The organism is Thermodesulfobacteriota bacterium (assembly GCA_034189135.1).
Lineage (GTDB): Bacteria > Desulfobacterota > Desulfobacteria > Desulfobacterales > JAUWMJ01 > JAUWMJ01.
Window position 1 is genome coordinate 21,998 of sequence record JAXHVO010000006.1, and the last position, 20,379, is coordinate 42,376.

18 protein-coding genes and 1 tRNA gene are annotated in these 20,379 nt (G+C 44.3%); 8 read left to right on the forward strand and 11 right to left on the reverse strand.

From position 1 onward, the window contains the following. Positions 1 to 86: 86 nt before the first annotated feature. The 4 genes from SWH54_00680 to SWH54_00695 are packed head-to-tail and all read right to left on the reverse strand — an operon-like array spanning position 87 to position 3,033. The gene (locus SWH54_00680) at positions 87 to 842 is read right to left on the reverse strand and encodes an energy-coupling factor transporter transmembrane component T (GenBank protein MDY6789757.1); all 756 of its coding nucleotides are present in this window, start codon (positions 840 to 842) and stop codon (positions 87 to 89) included. After that, complete coding sequence (locus SWH54_00685; protein ID MDY6789758.1) at positions 830 to 1,579, reverse strand: ATP-binding cassette domain-containing protein; 750 nt, start codon at positions 1,577 to 1,579, stop codon at positions 830 to 832. The genes SWH54_00680 and SWH54_00685 overlap by 13 nt, the downstream gene beginning before the upstream one ends. After that, a complete protein-coding gene (locus SWH54_00690; protein ID MDY6789759.1) occupies positions 1,580 to 2,101 on the reverse strand; it encodes a biotin transporter BioY in 522 nt (173 codons plus the stop codon). 8 nt (positions 2,102 to 2,109) lie between these two features. Next, positions 2,110 to 3,033 (reverse strand): biotin--[acetyl-CoA-carboxylase] ligase, encoded by a 924-nt coding sequence (locus SWH54_00695; GenBank protein MDY6789760.1) that lies wholly within the window; start codon positions 3,031 to 3,033, stop codon positions 2,110 to 2,112. A 312-nt stretch (positions 3,034 to 3,345) separates the two neighbouring features. On the opposite strand from SWH54_00695, the gene SWH54_00700 reads away from it, so the two are divergent. From SWH54_00700 to SWH54_00710, 3 genes are read left to right on the forward strand one after another with little or no spacing between them, the layout of a single operon-like run. Continuing rightward, positions 3,346 to 3,564: a hypothetical protein gene (locus SWH54_00700; GenBank protein MDY6789761.1), complete on the forward strand. Its 219-nt coding sequence runs from the start codon at positions 3,346 to 3,348 to the stop codon at positions 3,562 to 3,564. Between the two features lie 27 nt (positions 3,565 to 3,591). Then, positions 3,592 to 3,825, forward strand: a complete 234-nt coding sequence (locus tag SWH54_00705; GenBank protein MDY6789762.1) for a hypothetical protein — start codon at positions 3,592 to 3,594, stop codon at positions 3,823 to 3,825. 28 nt (positions 3,826 to 3,853) lie between these two features. Further along, positions 3,854 to 4,291 (forward strand): hypothetical protein, encoded by a 438-nt coding sequence (locus SWH54_00710; protein MDY6789763.1) that lies wholly within the window; start codon positions 3,854 to 3,856, stop codon positions 4,289 to 4,291. A 22-nt stretch (positions 4,292 to 4,313) separates the two neighbouring features. Here the strand turns inward: SWH54_00710 and murC are convergent, their stop codons facing one another. Next, positions 4,314 to 5,735 (reverse strand): UDP-N-acetylmuramate--L-alanine ligase, encoded by a 1,422-nt coding sequence (gene murC, locus SWH54_00715; protein MDY6789764.1) that lies wholly within the window; start codon positions 5,733 to 5,735, stop codon positions 4,314 to 4,316. Positions 5,736 to 5,873: 138 nt separating this feature from the next. Between murC and SWH54_00720 the strand changes: the two genes are divergently transcribed. Next, entirely contained in the window at positions 5,874 to 6,695 is an 822-nt protein-coding gene (locus SWH54_00720; GenBank protein MDY6789765.1) for a Sir2 family NAD-dependent protein deacetylase, read from the forward strand. Position 6,696: 1 nt separating this feature from the next. Here SWH54_00720 and hemL read toward each other — a convergent pair whose 3' ends face one another. After that, complete coding sequence (gene hemL, locus SWH54_00725) at positions 6,697 to 7,986, reverse strand: glutamate-1-semialdehyde 2,1-aminomutase (protein ID MDY6789766.1); 1,290 nt, start codon at positions 7,984 to 7,986, stop codon at positions 6,697 to 6,699. Positions 7,987 to 8,220: 234 nt separating this feature from the next. Between hemL and SWH54_00730 the strand changes: the two genes are divergently transcribed. The 3 genes from SWH54_00730 (at position 8,221) to SWH54_00740 (ending at position 12,255) form a co-directional block, all read left to right on the forward strand. Next, positions 8,221 to 8,979, forward strand: a complete 759-nt coding sequence (locus tag SWH54_00730) for an RNA 2'-phosphotransferase (protein ID MDY6789767.1) — start codon at positions 8,221 to 8,223, stop codon at positions 8,977 to 8,979. Positions 8,980 to 9,089: 110 nt separating this feature from the next. Next, positions 9,090 to 9,166 (forward strand) — tRNA-Lys (locus SWH54_00735). A 335-nt stretch (positions 9,167 to 9,501) separates the two neighbouring features. Then, positions 9,502 to 12,255: a PAS domain S-box protein gene (locus SWH54_00740; GenBank protein ID MDY6789768.1), complete on the forward strand. Its 2,754-nt coding sequence runs from the start codon at positions 9,502 to 9,504 to the stop codon at positions 12,253 to 12,255. On the opposite strand, the gene larA is transcribed toward SWH54_00740, so the two are convergent. After that, entirely contained in the window at positions 12,245 to 13,492 is a 1,248-nt protein-coding gene (gene larA, locus SWH54_00745) for a nickel-dependent lactate racemase (GenBank protein ID MDY6789769.1), read from the reverse strand. The two genes, SWH54_00740 and larA, sit on opposite strands and share 11 nt — an antisense overlap. A 552-nt stretch (positions 13,493 to 14,044) precedes the next feature. On the opposite strand from larA, the gene SWH54_00750 reads away from it, so the two are divergent. Further along, positions 14,045 to 14,509 carry a CBS domain-containing protein gene (locus SWH54_00750; protein ID MDY6789770.1) on the forward strand — a complete coding sequence of 155 codons (465 nt, stop codon included), beginning with the start codon at positions 14,045 to 14,047 and terminating at the stop codon, positions 14,507 to 14,509. 29 nt (positions 14,510 to 14,538) lie between these two features. Here the strand turns inward: SWH54_00750 and SWH54_00755 are convergent, their stop codons facing one another. The 4 genes from SWH54_00755 to SWH54_00770 all read right to left on the reverse strand — a co-directional run bounded on the left by SWH54_00755 (position 14,539) and on the right by SWH54_00770 (position 20,377). Then, positions 14,539 to 14,805 (reverse strand): hypothetical protein, encoded by a 267-nt coding sequence (locus tag SWH54_00755; GenBank protein ID MDY6789771.1) that lies wholly within the window; start codon positions 14,803 to 14,805, stop codon positions 14,539 to 14,541. A 242-nt stretch (positions 14,806 to 15,047) separates the two neighbouring features. After that, positions 15,048 to 15,884, reverse strand: coding sequence for a c-type cytochrome biogenesis protein CcsB (ccsB, locus tag SWH54_00760; GenBank protein ID MDY6789772.1), 837 nt, complete (start codon positions 15,882 to 15,884; stop codon positions 15,048 to 15,050). A gap of 42 nt (positions 15,885 to 15,926) precedes the next feature. Then, a complete protein-coding gene (locus tag SWH54_00765; GenBank protein ID MDY6789773.1) occupies positions 15,927 to 17,306 on the reverse strand; it encodes a cytochrome c biogenesis protein ResB in 1,380 nt (459 codons plus the stop codon). A gap of 158 nt (positions 17,307 to 17,464) precedes the next feature. Then, a complete protein-coding gene (locus SWH54_00770; protein ID MDY6789774.1) occupies positions 17,465 to 20,377 on the reverse strand; it encodes an insulinase family protein in 2,913 nt (970 codons plus the stop codon). Positions 20,378 to 20,379 lie beyond the last annotated feature (2 nt).

Genomic DNA, 20,379 nt, shown 5'->3' on the forward strand with positions numbered 1-20,379 from the left:
TGAGTTATTCCTTTGTTTTACTTTTAATTCAACCACCACGATCGCCAAACATGGCGAGGTGATAAAAAAGACCTATTACTATGCCATCATAGTACCACGGCCACTGAACACAAGCATACGATAATGAAAAGTGCAACCCAATCTTTTCCTGAGGCCGAAAGTACCGGATCTGTCCTGTGTTCAGAAAAGCATCTCGCCTCCATGGCCAGTGCCAGGTCATCTGCACCATCAAAAGTACGCCGGATCACCGGGATTAGCAGTTTTATCAAGCGGAATAGCGGATTTTTTCTAGCTTCGATACCCCTTGCCCGCTGGGCATCCGCCGTATCTTTTACCTGCGTATAAATCACCGGCATAAATCTCAAAATCAAACTCATCATCACGGCAATCCTTTTCCGCGGAATAAAAGGAAAAGGAAGTAAAAACCATTCAACGGCGGCCTTTATTTCTGAAGGCCGGGTGCTTAACACAAATGACAGGCTGAAAAAAACCACCAGTAAAAGACGCCAGCAGACCATCGCGGCCTCATAAACACCCTGTTGGGAAAGAACGATAAACCGCCACTCGACCAAAGCGGATCCTGTAGTGGAAAATGCCCGGGCAAAAAATATCAAAATCATCAAAATGAAAAAATACCTTAGGTCCATTAAAGACGATCGTAGGGGAAAACGTATGTAAAGCAAAACCGTGATAAGCATCAAACTGATAATAAATAGTGCCGCATGGTCTGCTTGAATAACCGTCAAACTGACTAATACCAGGGAAAAAAGCTTAAACCGAACATCAAGTTGGTGCAACATTGATTTTCCGCAGTGATAGCTTAAAACCGTCAGCTCAGCCATGAGACAACCTCCATCCCCAGTCGGGTCGCGCATGGCATTTTTACCCCGAACATTTCTGCATCCCGCATTATTTCAGCAGGCACCCCGTCCCTGGCCACCTTTCCATCCTGCATGATCAACAGTCGATTTGCATGGGCAATCACCTTTTCAATATCGTGAGTGGTCACAATAATGGTGTGTCCTGAATGATGCAAAGATACAATCTGTTTTAGCACCTGTCTGACTCCGGGATAGTCAAGGCTGGAAAAAGGTTCATCAAAAACGATAATTTTCGGCTCCATGGCAAGAATGCCTGCAATCGATAGCCGCCTTTTCTCACCACCCGAAAGCAAATGAGGACTTTTGTCTGCGTGCTGTGTCAAATCAACCGATACCAGGGCGGTTGAAACTCTTTTATCTATCTCCTGCCGGTCAAGGCAAAAATTCTCCGGGCCAAATGCCACATCCGCATATACCGTTTCTCCCACAATTTGGCTGTCGGCATTTTGGAATACCATGCCGACCATTTGCCTTGCCTTTTTAATATGGCGTGATACCTCGAGTCCTTCTAGTAAAACCGTCCCCTGGGTTGGCAGAAGAAGGCCGTTTAAATGTTTTAAAAGGGTGGTTTTGCCACTACCGTTTTGCCCTCCGATAACGATGAACTCTCCTTCACAGATTGAAAGGTTGATTCCGTCTAGTCCAACAGTACCGTCTACAAAACGGTGAGTCATATTTTTTATTTCGATAATGTTCACTCAATTCCTCATTATTACCGGCCGCAGTGACTTTGCAATAGCCGCAGCAGCTGCAATCTTTAATGCGTCACCGATTAAGAATGGATACATCCCCACTGCCAGAGTTTTTGAAACAGTCATGCCGGTCAGGATCTTTAGCCATGTCACCCCACATAGATAAATAATAATACAACCACAACTCATTGCAATTACATCAAAAACCATATTTTGCTTTACTTTTTCCGTGATAAGGCCGATGACGTATACCGCAGGAAGATATCCTAAAAGATATCCACCGGTAGGTCCGACCATGCGTGAAATTCCCCCAAGACCACCGGAAAAAACAGGCAGTCCGCACGCCCCGGCTAAAAGGTATACACCAACACTGGCAAGACCCCACCTGCTTCCGAGCAAAAGACCGGAAAGCATGACAAACATATTTTGCAAAATAATTGGAACCGGCCCGATCGGTATGGACAGATATGCCCCGGCTGCGGTTAAAGCGGCGAGCAAAGAGGCATATACCGTCATTCGAAGTTGCATTGACGTGTTCATATTTGATGAAAGCAGTCTCCGTAAATAATTTTTTTTATGGATCCGTTTTCCAGTTCCAGAACCAATGCACCGTTGTCATCCACATCGATTGCCAAGCCTGCGGAAACCTCCCGGTTGGTGACTATTTTTACCCGTCGACCGATAGTGGTGTTGCACTTTTTCCACCTGGATATCGTCTTTTCCAGTGTATTCAGCTGAACTGTTTTTTCAAATTCATCTAAAAATTCGGACAGAAGTTTTTTTCTGGTTAGCTGTCTTCCGATCATTTTTTTTAATGATGTGGCCCCCGGTTCTTTTTTTTCTGGATCATTATTCACATTGATTCCCATGCCTACGTTTATAAAGGTAACCATATCCCCTTCCGCTTCCATTTCAGAGAGCATACCTGAAACCTTTTTTCCATCACATAGAATATCGTTGGGCCATTTTACCATGGCATCCACGCCGTATAATTTGCGCAATACCCTGACCAGGGCCAGAGAAGCGGCAAAGTTTATCCTCGGGCTTAGGACCGGGGATATCGGAGGCCTTAGAATAATTGTAAAATACAGACCTCCTTGGGATGAATACCAGGTCCTTTTTAACCGCCCTCTTCCCTTTGTCTGACATTCGGCAATCACCACAGTAAAATCAGGACTCCCTTTTCTGGCAAGATTTCCGGCGATGTCCATGGTAGAAGTCACTTTAGGAAAATATTGAATCTTTGGTTCCCTTTGGGGAAATTCCCATGGAAAAAGAACGTCAGGGGATCCTGCAAGTTGATATCCCTTTGAGGTGGTGATGATATCATATCCAAATTCCTGAAGCTTATTCATATGTTTCCAGATGGACACCCTTGAAATCCCCAGCTGGGAACTGAGTTTCTCCCCGGAAACAACTCCCTTTTTTTGTTGTAAGATACTAAGGATGCGTCCTTTCATTTCCCAAATAACCTTTTTTTGGTTAACCTTTAAAGAAAGCTACGTTAACGACACTTTCATCGGGTGTCAACTAAAATTATTTTTCGGCGAGCCTGAGTAAATCTTTTCACAAAATTAGGGTAATTTTTTCTATATTATTATATTATTTCGTTTAGTTATAAATTCTTATTATTTTGTAATAGTTGAATAACTGTCTTATAAACTTGACAATTATGGGTTATTATTGTAATTGGCATAAAGCTTGCTTTGACCTATGGGGAAAAAGGTCAAACCGGACAAGCAGGATTAAATTAATCATAAAAAGGCTGCCCCTTGATAAACACATTAAAAAAAGAAATATTTAAAAATGATAATGGCGGAAGACGTTCGGGTGAAGACAGGCGGGAATTTGCATACTCTGATTACACGCCGGAAAGAAGATCATTCAAAGAACGCAGAAGCGGGTTTGACCGCAGAATCGAACTTTGTCTTGAAAAAATAGCCACAGAACGCAGAAAATATTTTAATAATGCCTCATTATCTCTCTGTTGAATCTGTAACAGGACGAATGAAAGACCTATGAAAGGAATCACTTTCATGCTGGAAGGCAACCCGAAACCCGTTATTATTAAAATGGTAGATGGAACAAAGGCCAGAGGCTCTATTTACGTTTATGAAGGAAAGAGAATAAGCGATATTATTAAAAATGCGGATAAATTTATCGCGCTTTACAATACTTCAATCGCAGGTTTTCGCGATAAAACGGCCATCTTGAATAAAGAACAGATACTATATATCATTCCGGAAGATTGATATTATTCACCCCGCCAGAGACCCGGTAATGAACATACTAAACAGAATGACTAAAAAAAAGAAAACCCCTGAGGACCTGACGGAAATATCAAAAATTATTGCACCGTTAATTGATAGAACCGCCAATGATATTTTTATGTCCCACTGCAACGAGCTGCTGGAAAAACCAATCACCTATATTGTTCCGGCAATATGGGGAAAAGGGGTAAATGGTGATCTCACTTTAACCCAGGCAAAAATAAACGATAAAATAGCGCCGGTGATTGCACGAATAAAACGGCTGTTTGAATTTAAAAATTCCAGCGGTGAGCAAGAGTTTGCCTTTGAATATCTTTTGCGAGGTTTGTTTGTCGCCAAAATTACCTTTATGATTGAATTGAAGAAAAATCTTGATTTAAAATCAATCGTTGCGGCAAAGGCCGGCAACGAAATTCTTTCCAAGACCAGGCCCATCGGAAATGCGTAAAGCATAGATAATTTGTCATATCCTACAACCTTCCCAATAGCTTATCGTGTATATTGTCAAACCCGCCGTTAGACATAATCAGTATAATATCATTCGGCTTTGCCCTGTCCAGCAGAAAATCAATCATCAATTCGGTGTTGGGAAAAAAGTAAGCATCCTTTCCCCGCTTTTTCAGGTCATCCACCAGCTTTTCAGATGAAAACCGCTCAGCACGAGGAATCTTGTTCAGCAATGGGGGTTTGCGGATACATATCAGGTCCGCCGATTCAAATGAATCCGGATAGCTATGCTGAAAAACCTTCCGCATGGAAGAATTTGTCCTGGGTTCAAACACCGCAATAATCCGCCCGCTATTATAAAAAGGTCTGACCGCATGGATGGTTTCTTTAACCGCAGTGGGGTGATGGGCAAAATCATCCATCACCGTTACCCCACGTTTTATCCCTCGAACCTCCTGCCTTCTTCTTATACCCTGAAAGGTTTCCAGGGCACCGGCAATGACTGCAGGTGGGATATTCAACCTGTCGGCCACTGCGATGGTGGATAAAATATTTAGCAGGTTATGCAGGCCGATAAGGTTTGTCTTAAAGGCTCCAAAGGTCAGTCCCCGCTTTAAAACCTCAAACAATGTCCACGGAGGTTCTATGGAGATATTATTTAGCTGCCAGGTTGACCCCATGTTCCGACCATAGCTGTCAACCTTGCATTTTTTGCCTCTTATAAGTTCCTGTACATGTTTATCACCATCATAGGCAACAAGGGTGTTCCTTGGCGAAATTGAAGATATAAACCGGTTAAACGCTTCCTTTACATGATTCATATCTTTAAATATATCCGCATGATCGAATTCTATACTGGTAAGCAGTGCCATATATGGATGATAATGTAAGAATTTAGGACCTTTATCAAAAAAGGCCGTATCGTACTCATCACCTTCTATGATAATATGATTGCCTTTCCCCAGCCGATAGTTGCTGTCAAAGTTTTTTAATAATCCCCCTATCATGAAGCTGGGATCAAGACTCGCTTTATAGAGTATCCAGGCAAGAATCGATGATGTGGTTGTTTTGCCGTGCGTCCCTGCAATAACAATCGGTTTTTTGCCCGCCGCAACAAAGCGGTTTAGGGCCTGTGGCATGGAACAAAAATGAAGCCCCATTTTATCCGCTTCCACCACCTCGATGTTATCCTGGGAAACTGCATTTCCCACCACCACCAGATCTGTGTTGTGGGTGATATTTCTCTCGTTAAAACCATCGGCGACCTTTATGCCTTTCTGGGTAAGAAAGCTGCTCATGGGGGGGTATATTTTCCGGTCTGAACCGGTGACCTCAAAGCCCATATCCTTGAGCATGCTGGCAAGGGCTCCCATACCCGTACCGCACACTGCAATCAGGTGAATTTTTTTAACCTGTGGCGGAATTCGGTTTTTGCTTAAATCCATTTATTCAGATCCCGTTATGCGTTTCACTCAAATTTCACATCCTTTCATTAATCAAAAAAGTTTTCAAGAAATCATTGAATGATCTGTTTTTTTAGCACATGATTGGCAAACATAATTGACCCACACGGATGGCAATATATGGACCAGGGAATTAAAAAAGTTTTAAGAAATTTTGCCAAGGGTTCGGGGCATATCACCGTTCTCACCGGAGCCGGTATCTCTGCGGAAAGCAATATCCCCACCTTTCGCGGGCCGGAAGGATTTTGGACCATCGGCTCAAAAGAATACCATCCCCAGGAAATGGCCACTTACCGGATGTTTATGCAAAAACCTGATGAAGTGTGGAAATGGTATTTGTATCGCCTCGGTATCTGTAACCAAGCCGAGCCGAATAAAGGGCATCTTGCTTTGGTGGAAATGGAAAAGTTCTTTCAAGACCGTTTCACCTTAATCACGCAAAATGTGGATGGGCTGCACTTGCGCGCGGGCAATTCCTTGGAAAGGACCTTTCAGATACACGGAAATATTTTTTTTACCCGTTGCGCTGATGAATGCACTTCAACCATTTACCCTGTCTCCCCAAATCTTCGAGCCATAACCAAAGGTGAAGATCTTGACGAAACTCACAAAAGGCTACTACTGTGTCCAGAATGTGGAAGGTACACCCGCCCCCATGTTTTATGGTTTGATGAAACCTATAACGAAGAATTTTATCGCTATCATAGCTCCTTAAATGTTGCCGGACGAACCGAACTGCTTATCATTGTCGGAACATCAGGTGCAACAAACCTTCCCAACATGGTGGCCCGGGAAGTAAAAAACCACCACGGGATCATCCTGGATATAAATATTGAGGAAAACCCGTTCTCAAATCTGGCTTTAAACAGCCGGAGAGGCTATTTTATCAAGAAACCGAGTAGTGTGGCCTTGCCTGCAGTAATGGACATATTTGCCGGTTAACTTATTTTATCAAATCGCTGAACACTTCCTCTGCAGCCTTAATCGTTTGATCAATGTGTTCATTTGTATGGGCCGAAGAAACAAAAAGGGCCTCGAACTGAGACGGAGCAAGATAAATCCCCTTGTCCAACATCCGTTTATAATAGGCGGAAAACATATTTAGATCACTGGTTTTGGCCTCGTCAAAGTTATTGACCTTTTTATCGGTAAAAAAGAGCCCCATCATTGAACCGACCCGGTCCACTGAAACCTTTACACCTTCTTGTTGGGCAGCTTTTTTTAGACCGGCAGCCAGTCGGCTAGACTTTTGGTCGAGTTCCTGGTAAAACCCCGGTTTTTTTATCTGTTCAAGGGTGGCAATACCGGCCGCCATGGCCACGGGATTGCCGGAAAGCGTCCCCGCCTGGTAGATAGACCCCTGCGGAGCGATTTTTTCCATGATATCATGCCTGCCGCCATATGCGCCCACCGGCAAGCCGCCACCGATAATTTTTCCAAAACAGGATATATCCGGAGAAATTCCGTATAAGGATTGTGCCCCACCATAGGCGACTCTGAAACCGGTCATTACCTCATCAAATATAAGCAAGCTGCCGTTTTTCTCAGTCAGCTCCCGTAATCCTGCTAAAAAACCGTCCGCGGGCACCACCAGGCCCATGTTCCCCGCCACAGGCTCCACAATGATACAGGCTATGTTTTTCCCCTGCTCATCAATGATTTTTTTCACCCAATCAATGTCATTATAGGGTAGTGAAAGGGTGTGTCCGACAAACGATTCCGGCACACCTGGGCTTCCGGGAATGCCCAGTGTGGCAACTCCGGATCCTGCTTCCACCAGAAGTGAATCCGCATGCCCATGATAGCATCCGTCAAATTTAATGATCTTATCCCGCCCGGTAACGCCGCGGGCGAGCCGTATGGCGCTCATGGTGGCTTCCGTACCGGAGTTTACCATTCGCACCATCTCCACCGATTCAACCGCTTCAATAACAAGTTCGGCAAGCCGGACTTCAAGATCGGTTGGTGCGCCGAAACTGGTACCTCTCTTCAGGACATCCCCGATCGCTTGGACCACTTGAGGATGCCTATGCCCAAGGATCATCGGGCCCCATGAACCGATATAATCGATAAAGCGATTCCCGTCTGAATCATAAACCATGCATCCGTCTGCACGATCGATGAAAAGCGGCTTTTCCCCCACCGATTTGCATGCACGTACGGGACTGTTGACACCCCCCGGGATCATACCCAAAGCCTTGTTAAAAAGTGCATCTGATTGTTCGCGTTTCATGTTAAATTCCTTTCCCTATTATTTCCAAACCTGTTGACATTTCTAATGATAAAGATAAAAAATATCAAACGGAATATACATATTTTTTTAAACAATGTAAATAGTACCGTTTATGAACGAATAATCAGTACCCATCACCAAACAAGAACAGGCGAAATCACATATTTTGGGTTTTTGTGCTTTGGTGTAATTTTTCCAATCCCGCTTTTCATTTCTTTAAAAAGGTTTTAATACATGGGGCATCAAAAAAGATCTCCTCAGCAACTTGCCAAGCTTATTTTCTACATGCTGGGTCGCAAACCGGATGAGTTCGGACTGGTGCCGGATACGGATGGGTTTATCAAAATCAAGGAATTATTAAAGGCCCTTGGTGAAGAAGAAGGCTTAAGATATGTACGCAGGTTTCATATCGATGAAATCCTTTTGACCCTGCCTGACCCGCCCATTGAAATTTCACAAAACCTTGTCCGGGCAAAATCCCGTGAACATTTGCCTGAGCGGATACCGGCACCCAATCCCCCCAAACTCCTGTATACCTGCATCAGAAGAAAAGCGTATTCCGTTGTCATGGATAAAGGAGTATCCCCCATCGGCCGCGGGCATGTGATTCTTTCATCGGAGAAACAGCTGGCTGAAAAAATGGGAAACCGGATCGATAACCCCCCGGTGCTCCTTACAGTTCAGACCCAAAAATCGGCTAACAATGGTGTGATATTCTTTCGCGCAGGCGATTCGCTTTTTATGGCGGACAGAATTCCTGCCGGCTGTTTTACCGGTCCGCCCCTGCCAAAAGAAACACCTGAGCCTAAAAAAGAAGATCCCTTAAAAAAAGAAAAACCAAAAAGCCTTCCAGGGACTTTCTTAATGGATCTAACCGATGAAAAAGACGGCCATAAGAGATCCAAACAGCAAAGAAGACGAAAGGAAATCGCCTGGAAAAAGGAAAGGAAAAGGATGAAACGGAAAACAAAAAATAGGTGGGAATGGCAATGAGCTTTATTGCTGTGACCCAACCCGGTGATCCGATTGTTTTTGTCAAAAAATAAATTGACAGTCAGTTTTAAAACTGATACCAAGCTTACCGTCTGTTTGCATCCCTTACCGGGCCGTTAGCTCAACTAGGCAGAGCACCTGACTCTTAATCAGTAGGTTGAAGGTTCGATTCCTTCACGGCCCACCATAAATTTTTTTTCAGTAAACACCTGCCCGGAAAAAATCCAGATTTTCCTCTGAATCGATCATTACCACAGCTGTTACATAAATTTCACATCTGGAAATAACAGTCTCTTGATTTGAAACAGATTTTCAGTTATAATTAGTGTTTATCTTTATTTTAAATCAATCGGATTCGAACTATCATCCGGATGGTTTTGGAGCGTTTATTTGCCAAGGGTACAAAATATTAAAAAATGTCCTGGCTATGATTTAATTTTTCCGAAATTAGATAAATGCATAAAATCATAAATCCCAAACCTTACCAAACGACAAACATCTTTTATAGATGATCCAGGGACAATGATGGCTGAAAAACCGACCTATGAAGAATTGGAAAAAAGAATCCTCGAGTTAGAAAGCGCTGGATTGGAGCGGAAGCCGGCAGAGGAATGGCAGCGAGACAGCGAGCAATTGATGACCGACATATTTGAAAGTATTCAGGATGGCATTTCTGTTTTAAATCCTGATCTTTCTATCCGCCATGTGAATGGTGTCATGAAAAAATGGTATTCGGCAAACCTTCCCCTTGAAGGCAAAAAGTGTTTCCAGTGCTATCAGAATGCCAACAAGCCCTGCAACCCATGCCCCACACTGCGATGTCTCCAATCAGGGAAGACGGAAATGGATATAGTGGCTGGACTCCCGGGTAGTGATATTGAGTGGATACAACTTTTCAGCTATCCGATTAAAGATCGGAATTTAGATAAAATAACAGGGGTGGTGGAATTTGTCCGTAACATCACCGAAAGAAAGAAAAGGGAAAACGCATTAAAAGAAAGCGAGAAAAGATTAAACATCATATACGAATCTGCACCTGATGCATACTACATCAATGATTTTGCTGGTGTGTTTGTTGACGGAAATAATGCTGCAGAGAAGCTGCTGGGATATTCCAGAGAAGAGCTCGTCGGCAAGAACCTTGCGGAAGTCGGATTATTGCCCGAGCATGAGGTTGAAAGAGCAATCAAAGCCTTAAACGAAAATATTAATGGAAAAGGCACCGGACCGGACGAGTATACCCTGAAAAGGAAGGACGGCACCATGGTCCCAGTGGAAATATCCACCCATCCGGTAAAAATGGGTGGCGAAGACAGGGTGCTGGGCATCGCAAGAGACATCACTTTACGTAAAAAGGCTATGGAAGAAAACCTCAAACGCCAGCAATACCTCGAATCGGTGTTGTATCACGCACCCGACGCCATCATTACCCTGGATTCTGAACACCGGGTGGTCGACTGGAATCGCGGCGCGGTCAATATATTCGGCTATACCCCAAAAGAAGCCATCGGCATTAACTTGGACGATCTGATTGCCCCCGAAGAAAGTCACATCGAGGCCGGCGGAAAGACCCGGCAGGTACTGTCCGGAAAACGGGTGGAGGCGTTTGAAACGGTACGCTACCGAAAAGACGGGACGCCGGTGCAGGTGATTGCCTCCGGTTCTCCCATTATGATAAACGGAGCCATTGCCGGAGTGGTGGCTGTGTATACCGATATTAGCGACCGGACGCGGGCCGAAGTCGCACTGAAAGAAAGTGAGCAAAAGTTTCGAACCCTGGTTCAACAATCGCCGTTCGGAATCTCCCTGATCGAAAAGGATGGCCGCTACCTTTATGCCAACCCTGAATTTAGAAAAATGTTCGGATATACCATCGAAGATATCCCCACCGGTGCCGCCTGGTTTGAGAAAGTTTATCCGGACAAAGCGTATCGGGACAAGGTGATTCAAACATGGAAAGCAGACCTTAAACAAACCGCCTCCGGACATCCGCGACCGCGAGCGTTTACAGTCACATGTAAGGATGGAACCTGTAAAGACATCTATTTCAGGCCGGTCACTATGGAAAACATGAACCAGTTTGTCATTTACGAGGACATCACCGAAAAGACAAAACTGGAGCGACAGCTCCAGCAGACCCAGAAATTTGAAGCCATTGGCACGCTTGCCGGTGGAATCGCTCATGATTTCAACAATCTGCTTATGGGGCTCCAGGGCCGGGCCTCACTCATGTCGGTTGACCTTGAATCTTCCCACCCCCATTGGGAACATGTCAAAGCCATCGAGGATTACGTCCGCAGCGCGACCGATCTGACCAAACAGCTTTTGGGTTTTGCCCGGGGAGGCAAATATGAAGTGCGACCCATCGACATCAATGAACTACTGCATGAAAGTGCAACCATGTTCGGCCGGACGAAAAAAGAAATACGTATCCACACCAAATTGCAAAATCCACCACCGGTGGTTGAGGCAGATCGGAGGCAAATCGAGCAAGTCCTGCTGAACCTGTATGTTAACGCATGGCAGGCCATGCCGGATGGCGGTGAGCTCTATCTGGAAACCAAAATCTTCACTTTGGACGATGCTCGCTGTAAATCCTACCAGCTGGAACCGGGCCACTATGTCAAGATTTCGGTTACAGACACCGGCATCGGTATGGACGAGTCTGTCTGCCAGCGCATTTTCGATCCGTTTTTCACCACCAAAGAAAAAGCGCGTGGAACCGGATTGGGATTGTCCTCGGCCTATGGAATCATTAAAAACCACGCCGGCACCATTACGGTATACAGTGAGGTCAATCAGGGAAGCACCTTTAACATCTATTTGCCGGTATCCCAGGCAGCGGCATATCGAGATGATGGTCCCACAGAAAATCATCTTGTCAAAGGATCGGAAACCGTTCTGTTGGTTGACGATGAAGACATGATCATTAAGGTAGCCCGGGCCATGCTGAAAAAATTGGGTTACCGTGTGGTGGTGGCAAAAGATGGCGAGCAGGCGGTGGATACGGTCAATACAAAGGGCGACCAAATTGACCTGGTCATCCTCGACCTGATCATGCCGGGGATGAAAGGCGGCGAGACTTTTGATCTCATTCATAAAATTCAACCGGCGATGCCGGTGATACTTTCCAGTGGTTACTCTCTCAACGGTCAGGCACAGGAGGTGATGCAACGGGGATGTAACGGATTTATTCAAAAACCATTCAACATTTCTGAATTATCTCAAAAAGTTCGAACAATCCTGGATGAAGCCAACAGCGTTGCTAAAGGATAGAAACCCTCTTTACCAGCAGACCGGCATGGGTAATGGCTGCGATTGAACCAGAACAACTTTCAATGTCATGCTTTGCTCGACTCATGGTTATTTTGTTCACTCCGATCGTTTGGCATACATCGTTATTTAGTTGAGTCACCACACCGATATTTATGCGGCGAAGTTTTGACATCATGGAAAGTGCGGTTCCTCCGTTTCCTGCATAATTTTTTGCTAGCCGGTCAAACGCCCTTTCCCATGTTCCGATTTCAAACCACGGCAGAAATGTTTTTGAACCGATACCGTCATGGCATTCGGCCAGCACGATCAAATTTCCTCCATCATTTACAAACATAGCGGCATGATGCAGAGCCTTATGACTTTGAATGAAATTGATATCTTTCGGATATCCCCCGCAGGAAGCAATGACCAGATCATAATTTTTATCAGTAACTATCTCGCAATTTTTCCCGTGTTCTGTGCATGCCTTTTGAAAATGCCCTTTCCCGCTGCCAACCAATAAATCACTGACATTTCCCCTGCGGTCAATAATTCCGTGAATGGACAAATCCGCCGGACAAAAGGTTTCATACTCCGCCAAATCTTCTGCCAGGGGATTTCCATCAAGCACACCCGGCATACAGGATAGGGAAAGTGTTCTGTTTTGTCTGTCTAAAAACAATCCATGGTTTTTATAAATCGCCTCCAATCGTCCCAACCCAGGAAAAATCAATTTCCGCCCTCCACCATATCCGGCAAAATAGTGGTGGGAGACCGCACCAAAGGTAATAATAAAACTTGAATCTAAAATATCCCTGCGAATATAAACCGGAGTGCCGCGCTTGGTTTCACCCAATTTTTTAAAAAGGGCGTGATCTCGACAATCATGGTGAACAAAAGTATAATTCTTGTACGTATCTCCGTAAAGCGCGTAAGATTCATCATCGGTTTGACGCATGTGGGTGCCGTAAGCAATATACAGTGAGATATTGTCTGTTTTCGCCCCGAACGCTTTAAGCGTTTCAATTAACACCGGCAGCAGAAGCGGATAGCCGCAAAGACGGGTTTTATCTGCAACCACGATAGCGACATCAGAAAAATCGGGCCGTAATCGTTCAAGCTCGCCTTCCAGTCGGCTTTTAAACTCTGCAGGTGTTATGTTAGCATCGGATTTATTTATCTCATAAATCCTATCATGATCCGGCAGTTTAAATTGAAACTCCTCTTTACCGTATTTCAACAATACTTTTTGGGACATCCAGTTAATTCCTTAAAAATTTATATCATTAGAGCCGAATTCAAGGGCCGATCGCCTCATTTCCCAGTATTGCCCTGTCCTACAAAAGAGCATATATTTTAAAAAAAAGAAGTTGCCAAGCATTACAGTAGTTGTAATAAATTTTCCTGCACGACTAGATATAACGAAGCACGAACCTAAAGTTCGACCGGGGAGTTGCCTATAGGCCCGTTACCAGACTTAACAATTTTATCTATAAATGAAAGTACGGCAGCTATCTCGCTTCAATTAGATTTGAGCCAGCCCCAGGGGGAAGAATCCCACGGCGGCGTTGATCGTCTCTGCCTATGTGGATTTAACTGAGAAGATAGGGGGCGTTTTAAGATACCGATCTCATTTGTTATGTCTGGTAACGGGCCTATAGGCAACTCCCCGGTCGAACCGAGCTAAGATTGAAAAACGAGTGTTTGTTTCTGATAAATATATTAATACGGTGACCCTGGTTCTTATTGCTTGCTCCCTTGATGCTGTTTGTGTATGATAAAAGTGATACCTTTGGAACAGGAGGAAACCATGATTACTGTTAGAGACATTATGACCGACGAACTCATCACCCTTACCCAGGATATGGATATTGCCGGAGCGGCTAAAATTCTACTCGATAACCGGATTAACGGTGCGCCGGTAGTGGACGATAGCGGACAACTGGTGGGCATTCTGTGTCAAAGCGATTTGATTACCCAGCAAAAAAAGCTGCCAATCCCCACCCTTTTTACCTTTCTCGACGGTCTCATCCGGTTGACCTCTATGAAACAGCTGGAAAAGCAGGTCGGTAAAATCGCAGCCCTGCGGGTTTCGGAAGCCATGACCCCTAAACCGGTTACGGTAACCCCTGACACCAGGCTTGACACCGTAGCCGCCCTGATGGTGGACAACAATTTTCATACCCTGCCCGTGGTCGATGGCCCGAAACTGATTGGAGTCATCGGTAAAGAGGATGTGCTTCGCACCCTTCTACCCACCAGTAAAAACCATTGAAAGTTGTATATTATTGCCTTATCGCCTGTTCACAGTCTAACACGTAAAATCATAATGGTAAAAAAGACCAGGCCCAGCAGGGAAAAATACAGACCATTGAGGATTCTTTGATATTTCATTTTAAGTATCTGGTCGGGTTCATTACGAATCAAATCTTTGAATTTCCGATAGTCCCCAAGCGAACCCTTAATCACATCCACTGTTTGTCCTTTTTCTTTCAAGATCATCTTGATTTGTTGCAAATTATACAGGGTAAAAACTACGGTGAAGATCAATGCAAACTCGAGCAGTCCCATGGCAATATTTTCCTTTTGTTGGTGATATGAGACCTTTGAAAAATGGTAATTTTTGTTCGAGTTCAAGAAAGGCGAAAATTTCAACCACAGGAATATATTGAATATTTCGAGGATTGAAATTTGAGCCTGACGCAGAAATCGGACAAAAAGTGCCGTTTTGCAAAAGTCTCGATATAAAGTGTCTCTACAGCCATACCATCCGTATTGGCCAGCACCATGTCTTCTGGCCAGGCGGTCTCATTTTACTGTCCCATTGCGCCGTAACTGTGCAACCCGGGCAATAGGTTTACCCCAAAATAGGTAAAAAGAACCGCTGCAAAACCGGCGATGGAAAGGTAGGCAATCCTTTTGCCATGCCATCCCCGCATCATCTTGGCATGCAACAGTGTGGCGTAGACAAACCATGTAATAAGTGACCATGTCTCTTTAGGATCCCAGCCCCAGTAACGCCCCCAGGCCGAATTGGCCCAAACCGCCCCGGTGATGATACCTATGGAAAGGAAAAGAAATCCTAACATGATCATCTGATAGGTCAGTTCATCGAGTGTATTTGTGTTAGGAAATCGTTTGAGCAAAAGGCTTTTCTCTTTAGTATCGATTTTTTTGATGATGAACATCAGGCTTGTTCCAAAAGCGATGGCAAAGGAAGCATAACCAATAAAGCAGGTAATTACGTGGGCAATCAGCCAATTACTTTTTAATGCAGGTATCAGAGGCTGTATGCGATCACTGATCAGGGAGGCATACGCCATGGCAAAAAAAGCAAGTGGTGTCACAAATGCGCCTATGGTACGATTTTTATATTTTTGCTCAACAAACAGATAAATGATTAGAATGGTCCATGAAAAAAAGACCAGGGACTCATACAGATTGGAAAGGGGGGCATGACCGATACCCATCTGGTAGGATTCTATCCATCTTAACATAATGCCTGCCGTATTACCTGCCAGTCCTAAAACTGCCGCCCAGAAAGCCGCCTTACCAGGGGTTTCCTTTTTAAAAACCCACGACACAATATATAAAAAGGCTGCCAATCCGTAAACAAAGGTGGTCACTGATAATATCATTGAGCTGTTCATAATATTTTTTACCTCATTACTTCAATTCTCAAGTATGAATCCTTACGGTCCCGGCTTATCAAGTTTTTCCGCCAGTACTTCAATCTTTCTTTGCATCCCCATTTTATTTTTATTTGAAGTGCCGGCAACCATAACCATGCTGCGATTCCCCTTGCCGGTGACTTCAATGCAAAGCCGCTGATGGGACATGAAAAATGTGACGAAACATCCGATGATCATTAAAATAAACCCCGAATAGACCACCCACACTCCAGGATCCTTTGTCACCTGAAGACCGGTAAAATATTGGTGACTGTGGCTTGCCACCGCAATAACCACATCACCCTTTCTCATCTTATCAAAGCTGGAAAAACGCAGAGGAAGCAGTATGTTAATCGGGTCTCCGGTTTTTGGCGTTAGCACCCCGATAAAAGCCTCGCCAATATTATGGCCTTTAAAACCGGCAGAACTGCTGTAATCTTTTATGATAAAAGTCCCCAGGCCTTCCGGTATATCAACCGTCTGGTTAATGACAGCCTTTTTTCTGTATTCCATACCGGTTTCTCTATTGGTAAAGCTCAGGGTAACTTCTTTAGGAGCCAGGGTGCCGTAGCTTTGCTGAAATATATTAATCCCCTTGTAACGAAGAGGATCATTTACAATGATATCTTTTTTTAAAACAGGTTTTCCCTTTTCCATAATGACAAGTCTGGAGCGAAATTCTTTGGGTGCGCCGGAATCATAAAAACTGACACTGAAGTCTTCGCATGTAATCTCAAAATCGAGCACATGCCTCTGGTTGGCATTTCTTAAATTTATACTCTTTGCCGATTCCCCCTCGGGTATATTGACAAATCCTTCAAACCCGAAAATTGAACCGATCAACCCGCCAAGCAGCATTAATATAATGCTCAAATGTACGATATAAACGCCCAGGCGTGTCCAGCGCCATTTCTCTGCAAAAAGACAAAACCCGTTATCCGCCTGCTCAATTCTGCTGTATCCATAGCTTCGCGAAATTATCGGCTTATAGATCTGTTCCAGTTTGTCGGGACGACGACTTTGGGAAAATTCTTTTTTATAATCAAGACGCCTGAAATTTGAAACATTGAACGGCGGAACTTTTACCAATATAATCTTTAGGGTGGCTTTGATGCGATCAATGGAACATATAATGATATTTAGGGTCAGCAAAAGGAGAAGAATCTGAAACCACCAGGAATGGTACATGTCAAAAATATCAAAGACTGAATCCAAAAAAGAAAGAATTTTATACCAAAACTCACCGTACTTGTGAAAATATTCAGATGCAGTCCCGCTTTGCGGTATAACGGTTCCGATAATGGAAGTCACTGCAAGGGAAAGCAGAAGGACCACGGTCAACTTCACTGAAGTGAAAAATTTCCACACTCTGTCTATAGTATCAGGCGAGTTCGCCTTCATTATTTTTCCTTTATATTTCTTAACAGACCTTTGAAAAATCGTATCCGGTTACACCCATTGGGAACAAAAAGGCTGCACAATTTAACCCTTGCCCATATCAGAACATTAATCATTAGGCAACGGGAAAGGAATTTTTATAATTTTTTACAACGCCATCACTATTTATCCACCGGTTTTATGATAATCGTTGCCGCTTTACTGTTATCAAGGTATTTTTCTGCAAGTGCGGATACTTCATCCGCACGGATTGAAGCATAGTCTCTTAAAATTGTCCGGCTCCACTTCAATTGCTGCGGATAGGTTACCGATTGACACAGAACCGTGCCCAGCCAGTAGCTGTTTTTCTCCAGCATTTCCTTAATGCCTGTAAGGGTGGGTTTAAGTGCGCGCTTTAGTTCTTCCTGTGTCACGCCGTTTTGGGAAATATCTGATGCTATTTTCTTTATCTGTGATTGGATTAAACCGGCCTGTGCTGGATCTATATATGCCATGGAATAAAATACGCCATACCCGGGATATGCCCGTTTTGGCGAGTTAAAGGCAAAGGTTGAATAAACTGCGCCCAGCTTTTCCCTGATATTTTCCCTGAGTCTGTCGGAAAATATCTCTGCCAGCACGGACAGGCGGCGTGACCGGTTAATATCCCATAAATCCTCACTGGGATAGGCAACAATCACAATTCCTTTATTAATTTTTGTGGGAACCTCTGTTTTTAAAATTTGGGCCGCTGGGAACTCAGGCAGGTCCGATCTTTTATCGTGCTCGGACTCCTTGCGCACCGGAAGGCTTCCAAGATATCGCGATACGGTATCTATCATCAGGTCGATATCAAAATCCCCCACCACGGACACTTCAAGCCGGCCATGTTTCAAAGGTTTGTCGATCCATGACCGGATATCCTTAAGCGTCAACTTTTTGAGTTCATCAAATCCAGGAAGTCCGAACCGGCTGTCTCCTCCCGCTAAAAAGCGCCTGCCGGAAAGCATCATGGCACCGTCTATGGAACTGGAAAGGGCCTTGTACTCTTGCTCAAACCGTTTGATTGAAAGCTGATAAGCATTTTCCCTATATCCCGGATCAACCAGGTGTGCATAAATAAGCTGAAACAGCAATTCAATTTCCTTGGTCACTGATGTTCCATTAAGAGAAAACTTATCTTCGTCTATTTCAAAAAAAACGGATGTATTCTTTCCTGCAAGGGCGCGTTCAATATCATCTTTCTCAAGTGAGCCGAGTCCGCTTTCATTAATCACCGCTTCACTCAATTGAGCAAGTCCGGCTTTGTCAGCAGGCTCCTCTGATCTGCCCGAACCAAACGCAAGCAAAACTTTTACTTCATCTGCCTTAAAATCGGTTTTTTTAAGATTCAGACGGACACCGTTTTCAAAATCAACCTGGACAATTTTAAGATCATCTATGACTGTTTTGGCAACAATCCGTCCCCTGTGTTCCGGTTCCGCAAGATATGGAAAAGTAACCGATTTTTTATCAACCGGTGGCGAAACTTTTACCTTCCGGCTTTGGTTAAAGGAAGACAGGATGATATCTTTTGGATCAATTTTACCGGAAGAAATCTTTGCATTGCCTGTAACCAGAACCAGCCTGTGTTCGGGCGCCCATGTTTTCCGGAAAGATTCATGCACATTCTTTAATGCCGCCGAACGGATAACCGGGGTAAAAAGCGTTTTTCCCTGGCCGGGCGACTGCAGCACCCTGTCATTATTTACATGGCTTATAATGTCCCGGGCAAGAGTACGGCTGTTTCTGGTTGGCGCCTTTTTTACTGCATTATCAAGACCTGAAATAAAATCTTTTTTAACCCTGTTAAGTTCTGATTTAGTAAACCCGTGTTCTATGGCCTGTCTTAATGTCTGTTCGACAACGGATAGAGTTTCTTTCCAGTTTTCCGGGCTGCAGTCTGCGGTAATCGCAGCATATTCTATCTGACGCAGGTAAATTCCCGAGCTAATGGCTGCCGATGTAAATGGAGTACCGGGTTTGCCGACCATGGCATCCAGACGGTCCTGCACCATCCGGCTGGCAATATCCCTAAGCAGCCACTTTTTCTGCAATGCAAAGGAATCCGGAGTTTTATCAGTCTTTGCTATCACTTCAATGCTCACAGTTGTATTCCCGGTTTCCTTTTCAAAATGATAGAACGATTTGATTCCTTTATGATTGATCTTCCCTATATCAGAATCAGGCTTAGGTGACGCCCTGGGAGATATGGAAGAAAAGTTATCTTGTATGAGTTTTGCCGCCACTTCCGTGTCAAAATCTCCTGCCATAACAATGACCATCTTTTCAGGCCGATACCATGTATCGTAGAATTTTTTGAAAAGGCTCTGGTCTGCATTTTTAATAATAGATTCTTTACCGATGGGAAGCCTTTCAGTTATCCGGGTATCAGGAAGCTCAAACTTTAAAGTTGAAATAAAGGTGCGGTACGATGCACTGTCACGGGTCCTTTTTTCAGCCAGAACCACCTTCCTTTCTCTGTCTATTTCGGATGGTAATAGCAAAGCGCCCTGAGCATAGTCTTTTAATACCACCAGGCCTTTTTCAAGATCTTCCCGATCTCCATGAGGCAAAAGGACATCATAAACCGTTTCGTAAAATCCGGTATGGGCATTTGCGTCGGCGCCGAACTGCATGCCAATGCTCTGGAAATACTTTACCAGTTCTCCCGGTTTAAAATGGGTGGACCCGTTAAACAGCATATGTTCAAGAAAATGCGCCAGGCCCTGCTCGCTGTCCGATTCATTCATTGAACCTGCCTGAACATTAAGATGCATGCTCACCCTGGCTTTGGGCTCGTGATTCTCCATGAGTACATATCTCAAACCGTTTGGCAGTTTTCCGAACACAATTTCCGGGTCAGGATCAAGATCGCTTTTTTCATGGGGCCAGCATGGCATTTCATCAGCACCACATGCATTTATGGTACCCGGTAAGGCGCTATTTTGTTTAGGTTGATTTGAATCGGCGGCTTGAGACAACCCCGTGACTGGAAACACAACCGCCCATATAAAAAAACCGATAACCAAGCTTTTAAACGAGCTAACGGACATAT